The following is an 18,170-nucleotide window of genomic DNA, read 5'->3' as shown; positions in this document are numbered from 1 at the left end:
TGCTCTGTACGGCAGGCCGATTACACATCGAGGAATCGCACGTCGCGCGCGTTCCTGATGATGAACTCGCGGCGCGGCGCGACCTCCTCGCCCATCAGGACGCTGAACATCTCGTCGGCCTGGGCCGCGTCGTCCAGGGTGACCTGCAGCAGCAGCCGGGTGTCCGGGTTCATCGTGGTTTCCCACAGCTGGTTGGCGTTCATCTCGCCGAGACCCTTGAAGCGCTGCACGTTGTCGCGCGGCCGCGGGTCGGGCTTGCCGGCGTCGATCCCGGCCTGAATGACGGCGTCCCGCTCCCGGTCGGAGTACGCATACGACGCGTCCTCCCCCTTACGGTCCCACTTGATCTTGTACAGCGGGGGCTGGGACAGGTACACATGCCCTGCCTCGATCAGCGGGCGCATGAAACGGAACAGCAGCGTCATCAGCAGCGTGGTGATGTGCTGGCCGTCGACGTCGGCGTCGGCCATCAGGATCAGCTTGTGGTAGCGCAGCTTGGACAGGTCGAACTCGTCGTGCACGCCGGTGCCGAGCGCGGTGATCAGCGACTGGACCTCGGTGTTCTTGAGGACCTTGTCGATCCGCGCCTTCTCCACGTTGAGGATCTTGCCGCGGATCGGCAGGATCGCCTGGAACCGCGAGTCGCGGCCGCCCTTGGCGGAGCCGCCGGCCGAGTTGCCCTCGACGATGAACAGTTCGCAGCGCTCGGGCTCGCTCCACTGGCAGTCGGCCAGCTTGCCGGGCAGTCCTGAGCCGCTCTCCAGCAACGACTTGCGCCGGGTCAGGTCGCGCGCCTGGCGGGCCGCGATCCGGGCCCGGGAGGCCTGCAGCGACTTGTTGATGATCTCCTTGGCCTCGCCGGGGTTGCGCTCGAACCAGTCCCGCAGGTGATCGTTGCAGGCCTTCTGGACGAACGACTTGGCCTCGGTGTTGCCCAGCTTGGTCTTGGTCTGGCCCTCGAACTGCGGTTCCGCCAGCTTGACCGAGATGATCGCGGTGAGGCCCTCGCGCACGTCGTCGCCGGTGAGGTTGTCGTCCTTGCCCTCTTTGAGGAACTTCTGCTCGCGCGCGTACCGATTGACGATCGTGGTCAGCGCGGCCCGGAAGCCCTCTTCGTGGGTCCCGCCCTCAGCGGTGTTGATCGTGTTGGCGAAGGTGTAGACCGACTCCGAGTACGACCCGTTCCACTGCATGGCGATCTCGGCGGAGATGCCGTCGCCGTGCTCCTCGAAGTCGATGATCGAGTTGTGGACGGTCTCCTTCTTCGAGTTCAGGTGCGCCACGAAGTCGGACAGGCCGCCCTGGTAGCAGTACTCAACCTGGACCGGCTCCTCCACGTAGTGATCGGGGCGCTCGTCCCTCATGATGATCGTGAGGCCCTTGTTGAGGAAGGCCATCTCCTGGAACCGGCGGCTGAGCGTCTCGAAGTTCCAGGTGGTCGTCTCGAAGATGCCCTCGTCAGGCCAGAACGTGATCGTGGTGCCGGTCTCGTCGGTCGGCTCGCCCTTGATCACATCCGTGGTCGGCTTCGACCCGATGTACGACTGCCGCCAGTGGAACCCGTCTCGCTTGATCTCCGCTTCCAGGCGGCTGGACAGCGCGTTCACCACCGAGACGCCCACCCCGTGCAGGCCGCCCGACACCGCATACGACTGGCCGTCGAACTTGCCGCCGGCGTGCAGCACGGTGAGCACGATCTCCAGGGTCGGCTTCTTCTCCACCGGGTGCATCGCCACCGGGATGCCCCGGCCGTTGTCCACAACCCGGACAGCGCCGTCGGCGAGCAGCGTGACCTCGATGTTGTCGCAGACGCCCGCCAGGGCTTCGTCGACCGAGTTGTCCACAACCTCGTAGACGAGGTGGTGCAGGCCGCGCTCGCCGGTCGAGCCGATGTACATACCCGGGCGCTTGCGGACCGCCTCCAGGCCTTCGAGAACGGTGATAGAGCTTGCGTCGTAGGACAAGTGTGAAATCCTCCTGCCGCGGACACGCGGCAGGAGACATCCGAGGATGGCTACCCTGCCGTGCCCGTCACCGTCGTGAGTGCCCCGATGCGCTCACCCAGGGGAGTCGGCTCGTCAGGCCGGGGTGACACGCAAACGGACGTGTCCTTAAGTCCACTTTCATTCTACCGGTCTTCGGGACCTGAGGTGGCATTGACGGGCGCTGTGATGCCCGCTAATGCGATGATCTTGTTTTTAATGTCAACCCCGCGAGACAGGGGTCTCTCGCCCCAGGCGCGATTTCGGGCCACCGCGAGACTTTTTCACAGCTCACTTTCGATCGTGTACGGACCTGCGTCAGCCTTTATCCGTAGGTGTCCCCTGGCCCCTTGCTCCCGTGAACGCGCAGGCCACCGGGACGGACGCCGGTGTTGGGCCCGTGCACTTTGACCCGGCGGACCGTGCCGTCGCCTAACTCCTCGTTCAGTCGTCTGACCAGGGACGCCGCCAGCAGACGCACCTGGGTCGCCCAGGCGGTGGAGTCGGCGGCGACCAGCAGTTCGCCGTCCTCGAAAGTCTCCGGCTTGGTGTGCGAGGCGAGTTCGGGGCCGACGATCTCCCGCCAGCGGCCGAACACCCCGCCGACGGCGACCGACTGCTCCCAGCCGCGCTCGGCCAGCAGGTCGCGGATCGCGCCGCCAAACAGCTGGGGATCGGCGGAGTCGCGCCGCGCGCCGTTCTTGCGGCGGCGTGGTTCGCTGCGCGGCAGCTGGCCGCGGCGCTGCGCGTCGGCCTTGGCCTGGGCGAGTTTCTCCCTGGCCAGGGCGGCGCCCTTGGCCGCCGAGTTCTGCGGGGACTGGCCACCCGAGCCGAGGGGTTCAGACACGGGTCACGCTCCCTTCTGTCACGTCGAAACGCACGCCGATGAGCTCGCCGGGCACGTCGGCGGGGACGGCGGCGGTGATCAGGACCTGCTCCGCCGGGGCGACCATCTCGGCCAGCCTGCGGCGCCGCTGGGTGTCGAGTTCGGCGAACACGTCGTCCAGGATCAGCACGGGGTCGCCGCCGTCGGCGCGGAGCAGGTCGTAGGCGGCCAGGCGGAGGGCCAGCGCGAACGACCAGGATTCGCCGTGGCTGGCGTAGCCGCGGGCGGGCAGCTCGCCGAGGCGGAGCTGGAGGTCGTCGCGGTGCGGGCCGACGAGGGTGATGCCGCGCTCGAGCTCGGACTTGCGGGCCTCGGCGAGGGCGGCGAGCAGCTGGCCCGCCAGGTCGTCGCGGGTTGTCCCCAGGGCTGTGGACGAATATTCGAGCTGGGCGGCGTCGGAGGCCGGGGCGAGGGTGGCGTAGGCCTTCGCGGCGAGCGGGCGCAGCTCGTCCACAAGGTCGAGGCGGGCCGCCAGCAGCTCCGCGCCGTGGCGGACGAGATGGCTGTCCCAGACCTCCAGCGTGCTCTGGACGTCACCGGCGCCCGCTTCCGCGAATCCGCTCTCCTCGTCCTGCCTGCGGGCGCTACGACGCCTTCCAGGGCGCGCCAGCACCCCCGTGCGGAGCAGGGCGTTGCGCTGCTTGAGCACGCGGTCGTAGTCGGCCCTGACCCCGGCGAACCGGGGATGGCGGGCGACCAGCAGATCGTCCATGAACCTGCGCCGCTCGGCGGGGTCGCCCTTCACCAGGGCGAGGTCCTCGGGGGCGAACAGGACCGTTCTGAGCAGCCCCAGGGCATCCCGGGCGCGGGAGAGGGGGGAACGGTTGATCCGGGCCCGGTTGGCCTTGCCGGGGTTGAGCTCCAGCTCGATCAGCGCGCGGCGGTCGTCTTTGACGATCATCGAGCGGATCACCGCCCGGGCGGCGCCGTGCCGGACCAGGGGGGCGTCGGTGGCCACCCGGTGGCTGGCGTGGCTGGCCACGTAGCCGAGTGCTTCGACGAGGTTCGTCTTGCCCTGCCCGTTCGGGCCGACGAACGCGGTCACGCCTGGGTCGAGCGCGAGCTCCACCCCGGGATAGGACCGGAAGTCGGTGAGCGAGAGATGGGCGACGTGCATGCCGCAACGCTAGCGGTCCCCACCGACATCTTGAGCGCGCTTGCCGCTGCCGCTCAGTTCTCGGCTTCCACCGGGGGCACGGTGTCCGCGCCGGGGGCGTCGGCGCCCAGTCCGGTCTGGCCGTCCACCGCGTTCACCGCATGCCCGCCGAACTGGTTGCGCAGCGCCGCGATCATCTTCATCGCGGGCGAATCCTCCTGCCGGGAGGCGAACCTGGCGAACAGCGCGGCGGTGATCACCGGCAGCGGGACCGCGTGATCCACAGCCGCCTGCACCGTCCACCGGCCCTCGCCCGAGTCCTGTGCATAACCTTTCAGCTCCGACAGTTCCGGGTCTTCCTTGAGCGCCCGTACGAGCAGGTCCAGCAGCCAGGAGCGGATCACCGTGCCGTGCCGCCAGCTGGCGAAGGCGCCCGGCACGTCGGTGACGATGTCGGTGGCCTCCAGCAGCTCCCAGCCTTCGGCGAAGGCCTGCATCATGCCGTACTCGATGCCGTTGTGGACCATCTTGGCGAAGTGGCCCGCGCCGATCCCGCCCGCGTGGACGAAACCGTCCGCGCCCACCGGCTTGAGCGTCTCGAAGATCGGCCGCAACCGCTGGATGTCCTCGGCCGTGCCGCCCGCCATCAGCGCGTAGCCGTTCTCCAGGCCCCAGACGCCCCCGCTGACGCCGACGTCCACGAAGCCGATGTTCCGCGTGGCCAGTTCGGCGCCGTGCTTCTGGTCGTCCACATAGTGGGAGTTGCCGCCGTCGATGATGACGTCCCCGGGGGCGAGCAGCTCGCTCAGGTGGTTGATCGTCGCCCGGGTGGGGTCACCGGCCGGGACCATGATCCAGACCGCCCTGGGCGCCGCCAGCCGCTCCACGAGCTCCTTCAGGCTCCCGACGTCGCTGATCTTCGGATCGCGGTCGTAGCCGACCACGTCATGGCCGCCGCGGCGGAGCCGCTCGGCCATGTTGCCGCCCATTTTCCCGAGCCCGATCAGGCCGATCTGCATCGAGGCCACCCCCTCTTGGTTCATCGTGAGCGCCCTACCCGGCACGGGGGTAGATCATACGGTCCCTCCGTAAACGTCTGAGGGCCGCGTCAGCTGCTCAAGCGGATGGGCATGATCAGGTAGCGGTAGTCCGCGATGGCTTTTTCATCCACAGGTTTTCCACCGGTGAGGATGGCGGGCTTCGTGGAGGTCGTGAAGTTCAGCCGGGCCACGTCCGAGTCGATCGCACCCAGGCCCTCCAGCAGGAACTGGTGGTTGAAGGCGATGTTGATGTCGTCGCCCTCGAACTCCACCGGCAGGACCTCCACCGCCTGGGCCTCGTCGCCGCTGCCGGCCTCCAGGACCACTTCGGTGCCGCGGAAGGCGAGCCGGACCGGTGTGTTGCGCTCGGCGACCAGGGCCACCCGCTTGACCGCCTCCACGAAGGAGCTGGTCGCGATGTCGGCGTGGGCGGAGAACTCGGTGGGCAGCAGCGAGCGGTACTTGGGGAATTCGGGGTCGAGCAGGCGGGTGGTGGTGCGGCGGCCGGAGCTGGAGAAGCCGATCATACCCTCGCCGGTGCCGCCGACCGAGCTGAGCGCGATCTCCACCTCGGCGCCGGTGATCAACGATTTGGCGGTGTCGGCCAGGGTGCGCCCGGGGATCATGGCGATCGCCTGGAAGTCCGGCTGGTCGGGCTGCCACTTCAGCTCGCGCACGGCCAGCCGGTAGCGGTCGGTCGCGGCCAGCGTGACGGTGTCGCCCTCGATCTCCATCCGGACGCCGGTGAGCATGGGCAGGGTGTCGTCCTTGCCCGCCGCGGTGGCCACCTGGGCGACGGCGGCCGCGAACACGTCGCTGCCGACCCGCCCGGCCGCGGGAGGCATGGCCGGCAGGGACGGGTAGTCCTCCACCGGCATGGTCAGCAGGGTGAAGCGCGCGCTTCCACAGGTGACGACCGCCTTGGCGCCCTCGACGACCAGGTCGACGGGTTGCGCGGGCAGCGCGCGGGTGATCTCGGCGAGCAGCTTGCCGGAGACCAGGACCACGCCCGGTTCGCCGGTCTGCAGATCGAGGGTTACCTCGGCGGAGACCTCGTAGTCGAAGCCGGAGAGCTTCAGTTGGTGGTCTTCGGTCACTTCCAGTCGCATGCCCGCGAGCACGGGCACGGAAGGGCGAGCGGGCAGGCTACGTGCCGTCCACGCGACCGCCTCGGCGAGCACGTCTCGGTCGACCCGGAACATCACGTGGATCAGCCTCCTGTGAATTTCATGGCTTGTTGCTGTCTCTGCGGTCGCATGTCCGACGAACGCGGTTATCCCTCGCGGGGAGTGGGCAGTACTCCCGTTGCGGATGTGCGGTCTGCTCGGCGGACGTAGCAGCGAACGCCCATCCTCGTCGCTCGCCCACAGGTGTCAACTCTCCCGCACCTTGGCGCTCCGCGAAGCCCTTCTGTTGCTCTTGATTTCCCTAGTGAGAGAGAACGTAGTCACATTCATAGGGGCTGTGGATATGTGGATGAACCCCTGTTTTCGCAGCTCAGCATGGCTGCCGTTGTCCACCGCACCTGTGGGTAAACGGTGGATGACGAAGCGTGGCCTGTGGGGAACTTTCGGTCGTCCACAGGCCATCCCCAGGAAAACGGTCCGTCATCCACTGGTTACTGGAGGTTACCCACAGGTTTTCCCCAGGTTATCCACGGGAGACACGCCCATCCCGGTTGGTGATTTTTCCACTGTGCACAGAGCGTCCACAGACCATGCACAGGTTGTCCCCAAGTTATCCCCAACTTGTCCCCAGAGTTATCCACAGGGTGTGGGAAAAGTGGCTCGCTAAAAGATCTTCAGAGCGTTGTTAACACGGCTGTGAGGTGTAGCGGCAGTGATCCACAGAGATATCCACAGCCTGTGAATCAAGCTTGGCGACCGCGTTGCTTGATGCGGGTGGTGAGCTCGTTCACCTGGTTGTACATCGAGCGCCGTTCGGCCATCAGCGACCGGATCTTCCGCTCCGCGTGCATGACCGTGGTGTGATCCCGGCCGCCGAACTGCTGGCCGATCTTCGGCAGCGACAGGTCGGTCAGCTCCCTGGCCAGATACATGGCGATCTGCCGGGCCGTCACGAGCGCCCGCGACCGCGAGCCGCCGCACAGATCCTCCAGCGAGACCCCGAAGTACTCGGCCGTCGTCGACATGATCAGCGCGATGGTGATCTCGGTGTCCGCGTCCTCGCTGATCAGATCCTTGAGCACGACCTCGGTCAGCTGGATGTCCACCGACTGCCGGTTCAGGCTGGCGAACGCGGTCACCCGGATCAGCGCGCCCTCCAGCTCGCGGATGTTGGTGGCGATCCGGCTGGCGATGTATTCGAGCACGTCCGGCGGCGCGGCCAGCCCCTCCTGGATGGCCTTCTTGCGCAGGATCGCGATCCGGGTCTCCAGCTCGGGCGGCTGCACGTCGGTGATCAGGCCCCACTCGAACCGGTTGCGCAGCCGATCCTCCAGCGTGACCAGCTGCTTCGGCGCGCGGTCACTGGAGATGACGATCTGCTTGGAGGAGTTGTGCAGGGTGTTGAAGGTGTGGAAAAACTCCTCCTGCGTCTGCTCCTTGCCCTCCAGGAACTGGATGTCGTCCACGAGCAGGATGTCCACCGCGCGGTAGCGGGCCCGGAACCCGTCGGCCTTGTGGTCGCGGATGGAGTTGATGAAGTCATTGGTGAACTCCTCCGAGCTCACATACCGGACCCGGGCGCCGTCGTACAGGCTCTGCGCGTAGTGGCCGATCGCGTGCAGAAGGTGCGTCTTCCCCAGCCCCGAGTCCCCGTAGATGAACAGCGGGTTGTACGCCTTCGCCGGCGCCTCCGCCACCGCCACCGCGGCCGCGTGCGCGAACCGGTTGCTGGCTCCAATGACAAAGGTGTCGAAGGTGTACTTGGCGTTCAACCGCGCCGGTTCCCCGCTGGTACGGCTCCCGCCGCGACTCTCCCACCGGTTCTGCACGGGCTCTGGCGTGGGCGGCTCCGTTACGAATTTGGGCGGCTCTGTCGGAATACCCCCGCCTTGCCCTCCCGGCGATGGGTACGGCTCCGCCGACGGCTGCGCGTGCGGCTGCTGGGCCTCCTGTGGACCATCCTGAGCGAACGAGAAACCCGGCTTGGCCTGTGGACCACCCTGTGGATAATCGGGGGACAACGCCGGACCGCCCTGCCGAAAGTCCTGGCCAAAGGCTGGTTGTGCCCCTCCCTGCTGGGGAAAACCGTTGTCCACCTGCTGGGGATATCCGGAGGGGCGCGGGTAGTTCTGCCCAGGACCCTGGGGATAACTTTCGCGCTGCTGCTGCCCGCCCTGCTGCTGGTTGGTCGAGTCGACCATGACCGCGATCCGGACCGGGCGGCCCAGCTCCTGCGAGAGCGCGTGCGCGATCAGCGGGCGAAGCCGTACTTCCAGGACTTCCTTCGCGAAATCATTGGGGGCGGCCAGCAGGATCGTGTCGTTGATCAGGCCCGATGGCGTGGTCATCTGCAGGAAGGCACGCTGCTGCCCGGAAACGCCCTCCTCGGTGAGGGTGGCAAGTGCGCGGGCCCATACCGCGTTGAGGTCGACACCGTCCACGGCTCGGCCCTCCCTCCCTACGCGGCCCCCGCTCGCACGCCGCGATCCGTTATCCACACCCGCTTATGGCCGGGGTCGTTCCGGCGGCACCAGTCCCCGCTACTTGATCCACAGAGATCCACAGAGGATCCACAAGTTGTGCACAGGTCGTGCACAGCCTTCGGGATGGGGAGGAAGGTCTGAACGCCTGACAGTAGCGGTGTGCCCACCCGCGTTCAAGACGTTGTCCACAGCCTAGTGGTTGCCGCGACCACAGGGTGTGGACGGCCGGACCACCGGTGGAAAACCAGGTCACGAGCCTGGGGAAAACTCCGCTGCACACTGGTATGGTCACGCTCTGCGCTGATGATCAGACTAATGAGGAATGCCCGCCGGTTTGACCATCGGGCGGATCCCCCGTAACGTGTTGCGGTCGGCTTATCCGTGACGGCTATTTCGCATGCCCTGCGATCGGTGAGTCGGAAATCGTGCATCGGACTACGCCCGAGGACCGTCCCGGGTGTCACTCAAGCCTGGAGCCCACTCGTGAGCAAGCGTACTTTCCAGCCGAACAACCGTCGCCGCGCGAAGACCCACGGCTTCCGGCTGCGCATGCGCACCCGGGCCGGCCGCGCCATCCTGGCCGCCCGCCGCCGCAAGGGCCGCGCCGAGCTGACTGTCTGATCCACCCGTCTGATCCACAACCTGATTTCGCAGCCGAACTGAGGAACGCCCGCCGCCCCGTGGCGGCGGGTCACCTTATATAAGGAAGTAGCCGGTGCTGCCGTCCGCTTACCGCATGCGGCGGGGTGACGAGTTCGCCGAGGCGATCCGTCGCGGGCGCCGCGCCGGACGTCCATCGCTGGTCGCCCATTTCCGCGCCGGTGAAGGGGATTCTCCCCCACTTGTCGGATTCGTCGTCAGCAAGGGCGTCGGCGGGGCAGTTGTGCGCAATCAGGTCAAGCGGCGGCTCAGACACCTGATGCGGGCACGTATACACCTACTTCCGAGAGGTAGCCTGCTGGTGGTACGCGCCAATCCTCCGGCCGCGTCCGCGCGCAGCGAACACCTGGCCGCCGATCTCGATGTCGCGCTCGAACGACTTCTCCGGCGGCCCTGAGATGGACGGTCATGACAGCCGAGCAGCCCGCACCAGCGACCTCGGGAACACCGGGCACCACGCCCGTCCCGATGTCGCCCGCTGCCCGGATTCTGGTGGCTCCGATAAGATTTTACCGGGCTTTCATCAGCCCCCTTTTCGGGCCACGCTGCCGATTCTTCCCCTCCTGCAGCGCATACGGTGTGGAGGCGATCGCCGTTCACGGGGCGTTGCGCGGGGTGTGGTTGACCATCAGGCGTATCGGCCGATGCCATCCCTTCCACCCCGGCGGGTTCGATCCCGTGCCCCCTCGACCCCACAACACGCAAGGGAGCTAGCTCGGTGGAGCTGTCCTGGCTGAATTGGCTGTATACGGCCATCGCTCAAGTGATCACGTGGATCCACACGGGCTACAGCACTGTCATTAGTCCCGACAGCGGCCTGAACTGGGCGCTGACCGTCATCACGCTCACCGTGCTGATGCGTATCCTGATCTTCCCGCTCTTCCTCAAGCAGATGCGCTCGTCGAAGAAGATGCAGGAACTGGCTCCCAAGATCCAGGACCTGCGTAAGCGGTACAAGAACGACAAGCAGCGCATGAACCAAGAGGTCATGCGCGTCTACCAGGAGGGCGGCGCCAATCCGCTCGGCGGCTGCCTGCCCATCCTGGCCCAGTTCCCGATCTTCATCTCGATGTTCACCGTGCTGAACGCGATGGCGCACGGGCAGCCCAAGTTCGGCATGTCGCAGGAACTGGTGAACAACGCCCGCGACGCGCACATCTTCGGCGCGCCCTTCCCGGCGACCTTCTTCACCAGCGCGGCCGACATCGCGAAGTACAACGCCGACCCGGTCGTCGCCAAGATCGTCCTGGTGGTCTTCGTCGCGATCAGCTCGCTGACGACCTTCCTGACGGTGCGGCAGAGCGTCACCCGCTCGATGGCGCAGATGCCGGACAATCCGATGGCGCAGCAGCAGAAGATCCTGATGTACATCTCGCCGCTGTTTGCCGTCTTTTCCCTCAACTTCCCGCTTGGGCTGATTCTTTACTGGGTTACCACCAACGTGTGGACGCTGGGTCAGCAACACTGGTTCTACAGCCGTAACCCGATGCCGCAGTTTGACGCCAAGGGCAACCTGATCCCGCCCACGCCGCCGGCCAGCCTGCTCTCGCGGTTCCGGAAGACCAAGGAGACGGCCGAGGAGCCCGTGGCCCCGCCCGAGCCTAAGATCGTCCGGCAGCAGCCGACCCGCCAGTCGCGGAGTAAGCGGACCGGCAGCAAGAAGTCGTGAATACCGAGCAATGTGAGAAGGAGTTCGGACGTGACCGAAGCTGAGGAGACCGTCAAGGCGGCTCCCGATGTCGCCGCCCTCGAACAGGAAGGTGAGATCGCGGCCGACTACGTCGAAGGCCTGCTCGACATCGCCGACCTGGACGGCGACATCGATATGGACGTCGAGGGCGACCGCGCGATGGTGTCGGTCGTCGGCCTCAAGGGTGGGGACCTGGTCGGCCCCTCCGGCGAGGTGCTGGAGGCGCTCCAGGAGCTGACCCGCCTGGCGGTCCACCGCCAGACCGGCGAGCGGTCCCGGCTCATGCTCGACGTCGCAGGCTACCGCGAGCGCCGCCGAGCCGAACTGACGAAGATCGGCACGGCCGCCGCGGAGGACGTCAAGGCCACCGGCGAGCCGAAGGCGCTCCAGCCGATGACCCCGTTCGAGCGAAAGGTCGTGCACGACGCGGTCGCGACCGTCGGCCTGCGCAGCGAGTCGGAAGGCGAGGAGCCCCGCCGCTTCGTCGTCATCCTCCCCGTCTGAGTCCCCCATCGAAAGCCGTCGATCTCATCGGGATCGACGGCTTTCCTGTTGTGTACGGCTTGCGCGTACCAAGTGCGCAAGCTTCCGGGATCAACGCACAACCGGGGGAATGCGGTGCCGTATCCAATCGAAGTGGGCTGCGCAAACCTCCCCGGCCAACCCACAACCGCGGAAACGCGGTGTGGGCGTGCCCAAGCCTCCGGGCCAATGCAGAACCCCGGGAACGCGACGCCATACCCGATTGGTGTGGGGGCGTCCGCAAACTTCCCGGCCGCACTGGGGTGCTCGGCGGACCCCGGATTCGCGTCGCCCGATTGCATTGTTGTGGCCGTGCCTCGGTGGTCGTGCTGTAGACGCAAGCCACCCCCGCATGCCTGGCCGGTGGTTTGCCGCCCGGCCGATACCCTACGAGAGATGACCGGAGAGATGAGCGAGCAACTTCCCCCTGCCCCCGATGTGGCCTACGAGGTTTTTCACGGTGCGGCGATGGCGCGGGCCGAGGCATTCGCCGATCTGCTGGCGGGCCCCGGGGTAGTTCGAGGGCTGCTCGGACCCCGGGAGGTCCCCCGCATCTGGGATCGCCATCTGCTCAACTGCGCGGTGATCGCGGAAGCCGTACCGCCGGATGTGCGCCTGGTCGACATCGGCTCCGGCGCCGGCTTGCCCGGCATCGTGCTGGCGATCGTCCGGCCGGACATCCAGGTGACCTTGCTCGAACCCCTGCTGCGCCGCACGGTCTTCCTGCACGAGTGCGTCGACGCGCTGGGGTTGGACAACATCGAAGTGCTGCGAGCCAGGGCCGAGGAGGTCGCCGGTGAGCGCGAGTTCGAGGTGGCCACCGCGCGGGCGGTGGCGCCGCTCGATCGGCTGCTGACCTGGGCGATGCCGCTGCTCGCACCGGGCGGCATGCTGCTGGCGATGAAGGGGGAGCGCGCGGCCGAGGAATTGCACGGTGCCGCGTCCCAATTGCGTGCCTCTGGGGCGCGAACGGCCGAGCTAGTCACGGTCGGGCACGGTAAAGTCGAGCCACCCGCAACTCTTGTCCGGGTTATCGCCGGGCCCAAGCCCAGTGTGGGACGTCGGCATGAGGGCGTGAGAGACGGTGATCTCAGAGGTCGGCATGAGGTCGCGAAGCGAGGTGCACGGCGCCGACGAAAGAGGTGACGGTCGTTCCTGGTGCGGTAACGGGCTTGGGGTGGCCGAATGAGTTCGCGGACGGGCGATCGGGGCAGCTGTCGGGGGTCGGCTGGCCACTTTCTCCGTCTGCCGGATGTACCGGTGGACGCGTTGCCGGAGATGCTGTCGGAGGTGCTGTCCGATGGATTGCCGGATGCACCGCCGGATGAAAGGACGACCGTCGTGTCCCAGCCCCCGCTTAACCCAGGTGATTCCCCGCTGGTTCGAGAGGCACTGAGTTCTGTGGTTTCACGTGAAACAACCGCACCCACTGCGGCACCTACGGCGGCGGCTGCGACGCCGGTCGGATATTCCGCTCGTCGTGAGGAAGGCTGGCCGCACCCGCCCAAATGCCGGGTGATGACGATTGCCAACCAGAAGGGCGGCGTTGGCAAGACGACGAGTGCCGTCAACCTGGCCGCGTCGCTGTCCATGCACGGATTGCGGGTGCTGGTCGTCGACTTGGACCCGCAGGGTAACGCGTCGACCGCCCTGGCGACCGAACATCGCGCCGGAGTGCCGTCGATTTACCAGGTCCTGGTGGAGGATCTGCCGCTTGAATCGATCGTGACCGAGGTCCCGGACATGCCTGGCCTCTTCTGCGCGCCGGCGACCCTGGACCTGGCCGGCGCGGAGATCGAGCTGGTTCCGATGGTGGGCCGGGAGACCCGGCTCAAGCGGGCGTTCGCGGCCTTCGAGTCGAAGATGAACTTCGACTACATCCTGATCGACTGCCCGCCGTCGCTCGGCCTGCTCACGGTCAACGCGATGGCGGCGGCCCAGGAGGTGCTGATCCCGATCCAGTGCGAGTACTACGCGCTGGAAGGCCTGACCCAGCTCCTGCAGAACGTCGAACTCGTCCGGGCACACCTGAACCAGACGCTGACCGTGTCCACGATTCTGCTCACCATGTACGACGGCCGTACCCGCCTGGCCTCTCAGGTGGCCGAGGAAGTCCGCTCCCACTTCGGAGCCACCGTCCTCGACGCGGTCATTCCCCGGAGCGTACGCGTGTCCGAGGCGCCCAGCTATGGGCAGTCGGTCATGACATACGACCCCGGTTCGAGTGGGGCTATGGCCTATATGGAGGCGGCTCGCGAGATGGCCTATCGCGGAGCGGCGGTTGCCGACGCGTGAACCGGTAGCCTTGTTGATGGCCGCGCCTCCGGCACGGCGGGCGTGGCCGCTGGGGAGTCTGTGTCTTCCCTTCGTCTCTCTGGTCGCTTCGCTCCCTGTGTTCCTCAGGCCAGACACAGGCGCGGCCAAGCCATAGGGCCGTGCGGTTCGGTCGGTAAGGAGCATCGTTGAGTCAGCAGCGTCGGGGACTCGGGAAGGGCCTGGGTGCCCTGATTCCCACCGGGCCGATCGTCGATCCGGGTGTCGCCGCGGGAAGTCCCGGGGGCCCTGGCGGGCCAGGCGGTCCTGGTGGTTCAGGTGGCCTGGGCGGTTCAGGGGGATCCGGGAGCTACGGGGGAAGTTCATCGGCGGGATCTCCCCCGGCCGACCTCGACGAGCTGTCCGGGCTGCGGCCGGTCGCCGGGGCGTACTTCCAGGAGATCCCGCTCACGGCGATCGTGCCGAACCCGCGCCAGCCGCGTGAGGTGTTCGACGAGGATCGGCTGGACGAGCTGGCCGCGTCGATCAACGAAGTCGGGCTGCTGCAGCCGGTCGTGGTCCGGGCGTCCGGGGCCGGCACGTTCGAACTCATCATGGGGGAGCGGCGCTGGCGCGCTTCCCAGCTGGCCGGGCTCGACCAGATCCCCGCCATCGTCCGCAGCACGCAGGACGACGAGATGCTGCGCGAGGCGCTCATCGAGAACCTCCAGCGGGAGCAGCTCAACTCCCTGGAGGAGGCGGCGGCCTACCAGCAACTGCTGGACGACTTCGGGGCGACGCACGAGCAGCTGGCGAAGAAGGTGGGCCGATCCCGGTCGCACATCACCAACACGCTGCGACTGCTGAACCTGGCACCCGAGGTGCAGAAGCGCCTGGCGGCCGGGACGATCACCGCCGGGCACGCACGAGCGCTCCTTCCCCTCGACGACCCGGCCGCGCAGGTACGCCTCGCCGACCGCATCGTGGCCGAGGGCATGACGGTCCGAACCGTTGAGGAGATCGTCTCCATCGGAGACGTCAAGTCCGGCCCGGCCCCCCGGAAACCCCGCGCGAAGCAGCCCGCAGCCCCCGCCCTCCGGCACTTGGCCGATCGCCTGTCGGATCACTTCGAGACTCGGGTCAAAGTCGATTTAGGGCGCCGGAAGGGGCGGATCGTGGTGGAGTTCTCCACGATCGACGACCTTGAACGCATCATCAGCACGATGGCCCCCGACACCGCGAACCAGATGCGCTCCTTCGAGGAGTAGCCCACGAACTCACCAGGAAACCATCATGGTTTCACGTGAAACAGCCCCCGATCCGATCCGGATCGGGGGTTTGGTTTTGTGCCGGGTTCGGGGACTCGCCTGCTCGCGCTGTCGCCGCCGCCCCAGACGAGGATCGGCGGTCGCCCTCTCTCTGCGACGGTGAACGAGTCGATCTCGTGGATGTGACCGATCGGGCTGGTGGTGGCGAGCTGTGTCGGAAATGGTTCACGTGAAACGGCCCGTGATTGGTTGTATCAACGCCTCCCGGCCCCACCCGCCCAACATGGGTGGCCGCAGCCAGCCGATCATGGGAACGTCGTGGACTGCGCACCAGCGGACGTGGGGATCGGCATGGCCGTCCGGGTCACCTTCCGCGAGATGGGAACAGGGACCAGTGAATTCTGGCCTCGCCCGAGCTGCCCCTCGTCGATGCAGTTCCAAGCCCGCCGATCACTTGGAGATGAGGCCAAAACCCACGCGAACTTCGCGTCTACCGAGGATCCACAAGTGGAGCCAGAGTGCTTGGACGTGGGGCCTGCTAGCGGTCATCAGTTTCTCCTGATCCACGGACGGCGGGGTCTGGGTGCATGGTCACGTGACATGACGGCTGACGGCCATCTCACATCCAGGTACGTGGCCTCTCTCTGCCGTGAGATGAGGGCCCACGACGACGATGGCGTGGGCCGACGAAGGAGGCACACGGCGCCGATCGCCCTAGCCATCACCGGTGCTCAACTACCGCAGTCGATCGTCACGGCCGTCATCACCACGGCGCCGGGGTTTTGTCCCTCCAGGCGGGCGGCCATCAGAGTTGACCGCTGGCCCGGAATCTGGTGTCCGCCTGGCAGGACCCACGCGGCCGTGAGTCTGGGTTTCCTGATGACCGCTCTCAGGGCCAGCTGTCGCTGGTCAAATCACCTTGATCGGATCCGGATCTGGGGCTGCGTCTGTGGGGGTTCGTCAAGGGAATCGGGCTGCATTCGAGCGGGCCGGCAGGGCAGCATGACGGGATGCCGGATCTGCTGTGGGACGACGTCAGGAACTTCTTCGATCCTGACTTGATGGGTACTCTGCCGGACGTGTTCGTGGCTGGCACCTCGGTCGATGACTGGCAGGCCGTGTTCGACCTGGTCCAGTCGCGTGGATGGACGTGGGAGTTCTCCGAGGGCGGCGTTGTTGGGCCACTGCCGTCGGCGGCAGAGGTGCTGACGCGTCCGGTCGACTCCGAGGCGGTCGAACTGCGGGTCTGGCCGGTCGCGGATGTACTGGCGATCTTCCGGCCATACTCTGCCGACGAGATCGACTTCGACGTAGACCTCCGCGAGTTGCAGGGCCAGGCCGGGGTGGACGTCCTGTGCGGCTTCCTGAGCGCGATCGGCCGCCGGCTGGGCAAGCCGGTGGCCATGACCGCCGAAGGCGACTACGGGAACCCGGTGCTCGGGTTCGATCCCGTCGCCGACCGCATGGTGTTGCTGGCGGACCCACGACTCCGCGGTGTGGGGTGCTCGCTCTCCGGCGCTGGCAGCACCGCCTAGACCTGAACTCACCGCGACGACATTCCGCCCCCACGCACCTTGACCGGAGCGGCTGGCCGGGATGCGTAGAAGTCGTTGTCGCCGGAGCATGACGAACAGGACGTCGACCCTGGCGTCTGGCCGGGCAGAGGTGGGAGGGCTTGGGTGTGGCGTTTGCTCTGGCCACCCCCATTTCGTAGTAGGCCCGGGAAACCGGGTCGCTGGGGGAGGCGAATGCGGCCAGGAAGGACGCTCGTCAGGCCGGGCAGGTGGCGACACGACATCTGGCGTTCCCTTGGTAACCGCCAGCGGCAGGGCGCCTATGGCGGCGGGTCGGTCGACGATAGCTAGGACGGTGCCGTGCTCCGCGTTGAGCACGGCCAGTGTCTTGGCTCCGCGTTGAGTACGGCCAGTGTCTTGGGCTCGCCGTTCGGTGGTCGCTTGTCGAAGATCTTCTTGCTTGGCCCGGGGGAGATTGGTTCTTGGTGCGAGCTCCGGACTCGACTGAGCCGGTGTGGTTTCACGTGAAACAGTGCCGGACCTTTGCGGGTTTGAGGCTTGCCTCTTTGCGTGGCTGGGCATAGGCGGCGACGACTGTTTCACGTGAAACATCGCAGTGTTCGACGAGCGCTGACTGAGCAGCTCTCCCCCGCGACGCTCGACCGTAGCTGTGTTTCACGTGAAACGCGACCACAGACATCACCTTTTCGGCGTCAGTGCGAGCTCGGGTGACTCCCTTGCCGCTCGGAGGCGGGGGCGATGCGGCGGGTCGTCTAGGGAGCGGGGAAGCCCGCCGTGAATCCAATCCCGCAGCCAATCGGCATCTCAAATCAGGCCTCCGCCGCTTCGGCCCTCCCGCCTTCTGCTCCTCGGTGGCGAGCCGCTCGAGGAGGAGATCGTGAAGTGGTGGAGCTTTGTAAGCCACAGCCACGAGGAACATCGCCGAGTTCCGCGAGAACGGGGGAAGCGGGCCGAGGCTTCGGCGAGGGTCTTTCGGTCGCGGATATCGTCGCTGTCGGCCATCGCCCGGGGACGACTCCCAGGGGGACGAGAGCAGAGCGATGACCGAACCCCTTCAGAGCCTGGCCATTGACGCCACTCTCGAATGGTCGCGCCCTCCGGCACGCCCTGCGTTTGAACTCCCCAATTGCCTGGCGCCAGTACCGCTCCGCCTAGCTGGGGTCGCTCCTCACGAGCGCGCTGCCCACCCGATCCAGGGTCAGCGACTCCTGGTACACGTCCCCATGCCGGAGCCTTTCGCACGCCAAGCGACGGGGTTACATGCCGCGGGGGGTGCCACGCGAAATCAGGGCGGGGGTGGGGATAGCGCCCGCGCCTCTTTAGTCCAGACGATCACCCGGTGCGCGGCTAGCTCCTGGCTGGCGAGGGCACGCTGCTGGGACTCCCCTCACCGGGAACCGCGGGCGTCAGCCTTGGAGGGCTGGACGGGGGAGCCACGGAGAGGGCGGGTCTGGCCCCCGCGGGCGTCGGGCAGTCAGCCTTGGAGGGCAGGGCGGGAGGAGCCACGGTGAGGGCGGTCGCCGGGACTGCCCTCACCCCGGGAGCCGTCGGCCAGTCAGCCTTGATTGGCGGGTGGGAGGCGCCACGGCGATCGTGGGGCCGGGCGGAGCCCGGAGGAGAACAAGGGG

General features: G+C 67.1%; 16 protein-coding genes. 10 read left to right on the top strand and 6 right to left on the bottom strand.

All coding sequences use genetic code 11. The annotated features are described in order from the left end of the window. Window positions 1-20: 20 nt before the first annotated feature. The 6 genes from gyrB to dnaA form a co-directional block, all read right to left on the bottom strand. Entirely contained in the window at window positions 21-1,964 is a 1,944-nt protein-coding gene (gene gyrB / locus Amac_RS07415) for a DNA topoisomerase (ATP-hydrolyzing) subunit B (RefSeq protein ID WP_155353563.1), read from the bottom strand. Window positions 1,965-2,307: 343 nt separating this feature from the next. Then, a complete protein-coding gene (locus tag Amac_RS07410) occupies window positions 2,308-2,829 on the bottom strand; it encodes a DciA family protein (protein ID WP_246268135.1) in 522 nt (173 codons plus the stop codon). Next, window positions 2,822-3,985, bottom strand: a complete 1,164-nt coding sequence (gene recF, locus Amac_RS07405; protein ID WP_155353562.1) for a DNA replication/repair protein RecF — start codon at window positions 3,983-3,985, stop codon at window positions 2,822-2,824. The genes Amac_RS07410 and recF overlap by 8 nt, the downstream gene beginning before the upstream one ends. Before the next feature lie 53 nt (window positions 3,986-4,038). Further along, complete coding sequence (gene gnd / locus Amac_RS07400; RefSeq protein WP_155353561.1) at window positions 4,039-5,007, bottom strand: phosphogluconate dehydrogenase (NAD(+)-dependent, decarboxylating); 969 nt, start codon at window positions 5,005-5,007, stop codon at window positions 4,039-4,041. A 65-nt stretch (window positions 5,008-5,072) separates the two neighbouring features. Beyond that, on the bottom strand, window positions 5,073-6,209 hold the full coding sequence (gene dnaN, locus Amac_RS07395; protein WP_155349626.1) for a DNA polymerase III subunit beta: 1,137 nt from the start codon (window positions 6,207-6,209) through the stop codon (window positions 5,073-5,075). A gap of 665 nt (window positions 6,210-6,874) precedes the next feature. Beyond that, window positions 6,875-8,572 carry a chromosomal replication initiator protein DnaA gene (gene dnaA, locus Amac_RS07390; protein ID WP_155353560.1) on the bottom strand — a complete coding sequence of 566 codons (1,698 nt, stop codon included), beginning with the start codon at window positions 8,570-8,572 and terminating at the stop codon, window positions 6,875-6,877. Between the two features lie 525 nt (window positions 8,573-9,097). Here dnaA and rpmH point away from each other — a divergent pair. From rpmH to Amac_RS07340, 10 genes are all read left to right on the top strand, one after another. After that, window positions 9,098-9,235 carry a 50S ribosomal protein L34 gene (gene rpmH / locus Amac_RS07385; protein ID WP_155353559.1) on the top strand — a complete coding sequence of 46 codons (138 nt, stop codon included), beginning with the start codon at window positions 9,098-9,100 and terminating at the stop codon, window positions 9,233-9,235. A gap of 94 nt (window positions 9,236-9,329) precedes the next feature. After that, window positions 9,330-9,671, top strand: coding sequence for a ribonuclease P protein component (gene rnpA, locus Amac_RS07380; protein WP_155353558.1), 342 nt, complete (start codon window positions 9,330-9,332; stop codon window positions 9,669-9,671). 71 nt (window positions 9,672-9,742) lie between these two features. Then, window positions 9,743-9,988, top strand: coding sequence for a membrane protein insertion efficiency factor YidD (gene yidD / locus Amac_RS07375; protein WP_155349658.1), 246 nt, complete (start codon window positions 9,743-9,745; stop codon window positions 9,986-9,988). Window positions 9,989-9,992: 4 nt separating this feature from the next. Beyond that, a complete protein-coding gene (yidC, locus tag Amac_RS07370) occupies window positions 9,993-10,943 on the top strand; it encodes a membrane protein insertase YidC (protein WP_155353557.1) in 951 nt (316 codons plus the stop codon). 30 nt (window positions 10,944-10,973) lie between these two features. Continuing rightward, window positions 10,974-11,468: a Jag family protein gene (locus Amac_RS07365; RefSeq protein WP_155349630.1), complete on the top strand. Its 495-nt coding sequence runs from the start codon at window positions 10,974-10,976 to the stop codon at window positions 11,466-11,468. 426 nt (window positions 11,469-11,894) lie between these two features. Further along, the gene (rsmG, locus tag Amac_RS07360; RefSeq protein ID WP_155353705.1) at window positions 11,895-12,632 is read left to right on the top strand and encodes a 16S rRNA (guanine(527)-N(7))-methyltransferase RsmG; all 738 of its coding nucleotides are present in this window, start codon (window positions 11,895-11,897) and stop codon (window positions 12,630-12,632) included. A gap of 372 nt (window positions 12,633-13,004) precedes the next feature. Then, on the top strand, window positions 13,005-13,781 hold the full coding sequence (locus Amac_RS07355) for a ParA family protein (protein WP_155353556.1): 777 nt from the start codon (window positions 13,005-13,007) through the stop codon (window positions 13,779-13,781). A gap of 167 nt (window positions 13,782-13,948) precedes the next feature. Next, window positions 13,949-15,007, top strand: a complete 1,059-nt coding sequence (locus tag Amac_RS07350) for a ParB/RepB/Spo0J family partition protein (RefSeq protein ID WP_155353555.1) — start codon at window positions 13,949-13,951, stop codon at window positions 15,005-15,007. Between the two features lie 1,010 nt (window positions 15,008-16,017). After that, window positions 16,018-16,542: a hypothetical protein gene (locus Amac_RS07345; protein ID WP_155353554.1), complete on the top strand. Its 525-nt coding sequence runs from the start codon at window positions 16,018-16,020 to the stop codon at window positions 16,540-16,542. Between the two features lie 778 nt (window positions 16,543-17,320). Further along, window positions 17,321-17,614 (top strand): pirin-like C-terminal cupin domain-containing protein, encoded by a 294-nt coding sequence (locus Amac_RS07340; protein WP_155353704.1) that lies wholly within the window; start codon window positions 17,321-17,323, stop codon window positions 17,612-17,614. Window positions 17,615-18,170 lie beyond the last annotated feature (556 nt).

It is taken from the genome of Acrocarpospora macrocephala (genome assembly GCF_009687865.1).
GTDB classification, from domain to species: Bacteria; Actinomycetota; Actinomycetes; order Streptosporangiales; family Streptosporangiaceae; genus Acrocarpospora; species Acrocarpospora macrocephala.
Note: the sequence above shows the minus strand (reverse complement) of the source record. Positions and strands in the feature narration are given on the sequence as shown.

Excerpts from the sequence above, each read along its gene's own strand:
- recF (WP_155353562.1), bottom strand. The coding sequence starts at position 3,985 with ATGCACGTCGCCCATCTCTCGCTCACCGACTTCCGGTCCTATCCCGGG.
- gnd (WP_155353561.1), bottom strand. The coding sequence starts at position 5,007 with ATGAACCAAGAGGGGGTGGCCTCGATGCAGATCGGCCTGATCGGGCTC.
- yidD (WP_155349658.1), top strand. The coding sequence starts at position 9,743 with ATGTCGCCCGCTGCCCGGATTCTGGTGGCTCCGATAAGATTTTACCGG.
- rsmG (WP_155353705.1), top strand. The coding sequence starts at position 11,895 with ATGAGCGAGCAACTTCCCCCTGCCCCCGATGTGGCCTACGAGGTTTTT.
- Amac_RS07355 (WP_155353556.1), top strand. The coding sequence starts at position 13,005 with ATGACGATTGCCAACCAGAAGGGCGGCGTTGGCAAGACGACGAGTGCC.
- Amac_RS07345 (WP_155353554.1), top strand. The coding sequence starts at position 16,018 with ATGCCGGATCTGCTGTGGGACGACGTCAGGAACTTCTTCGATCCTGAC.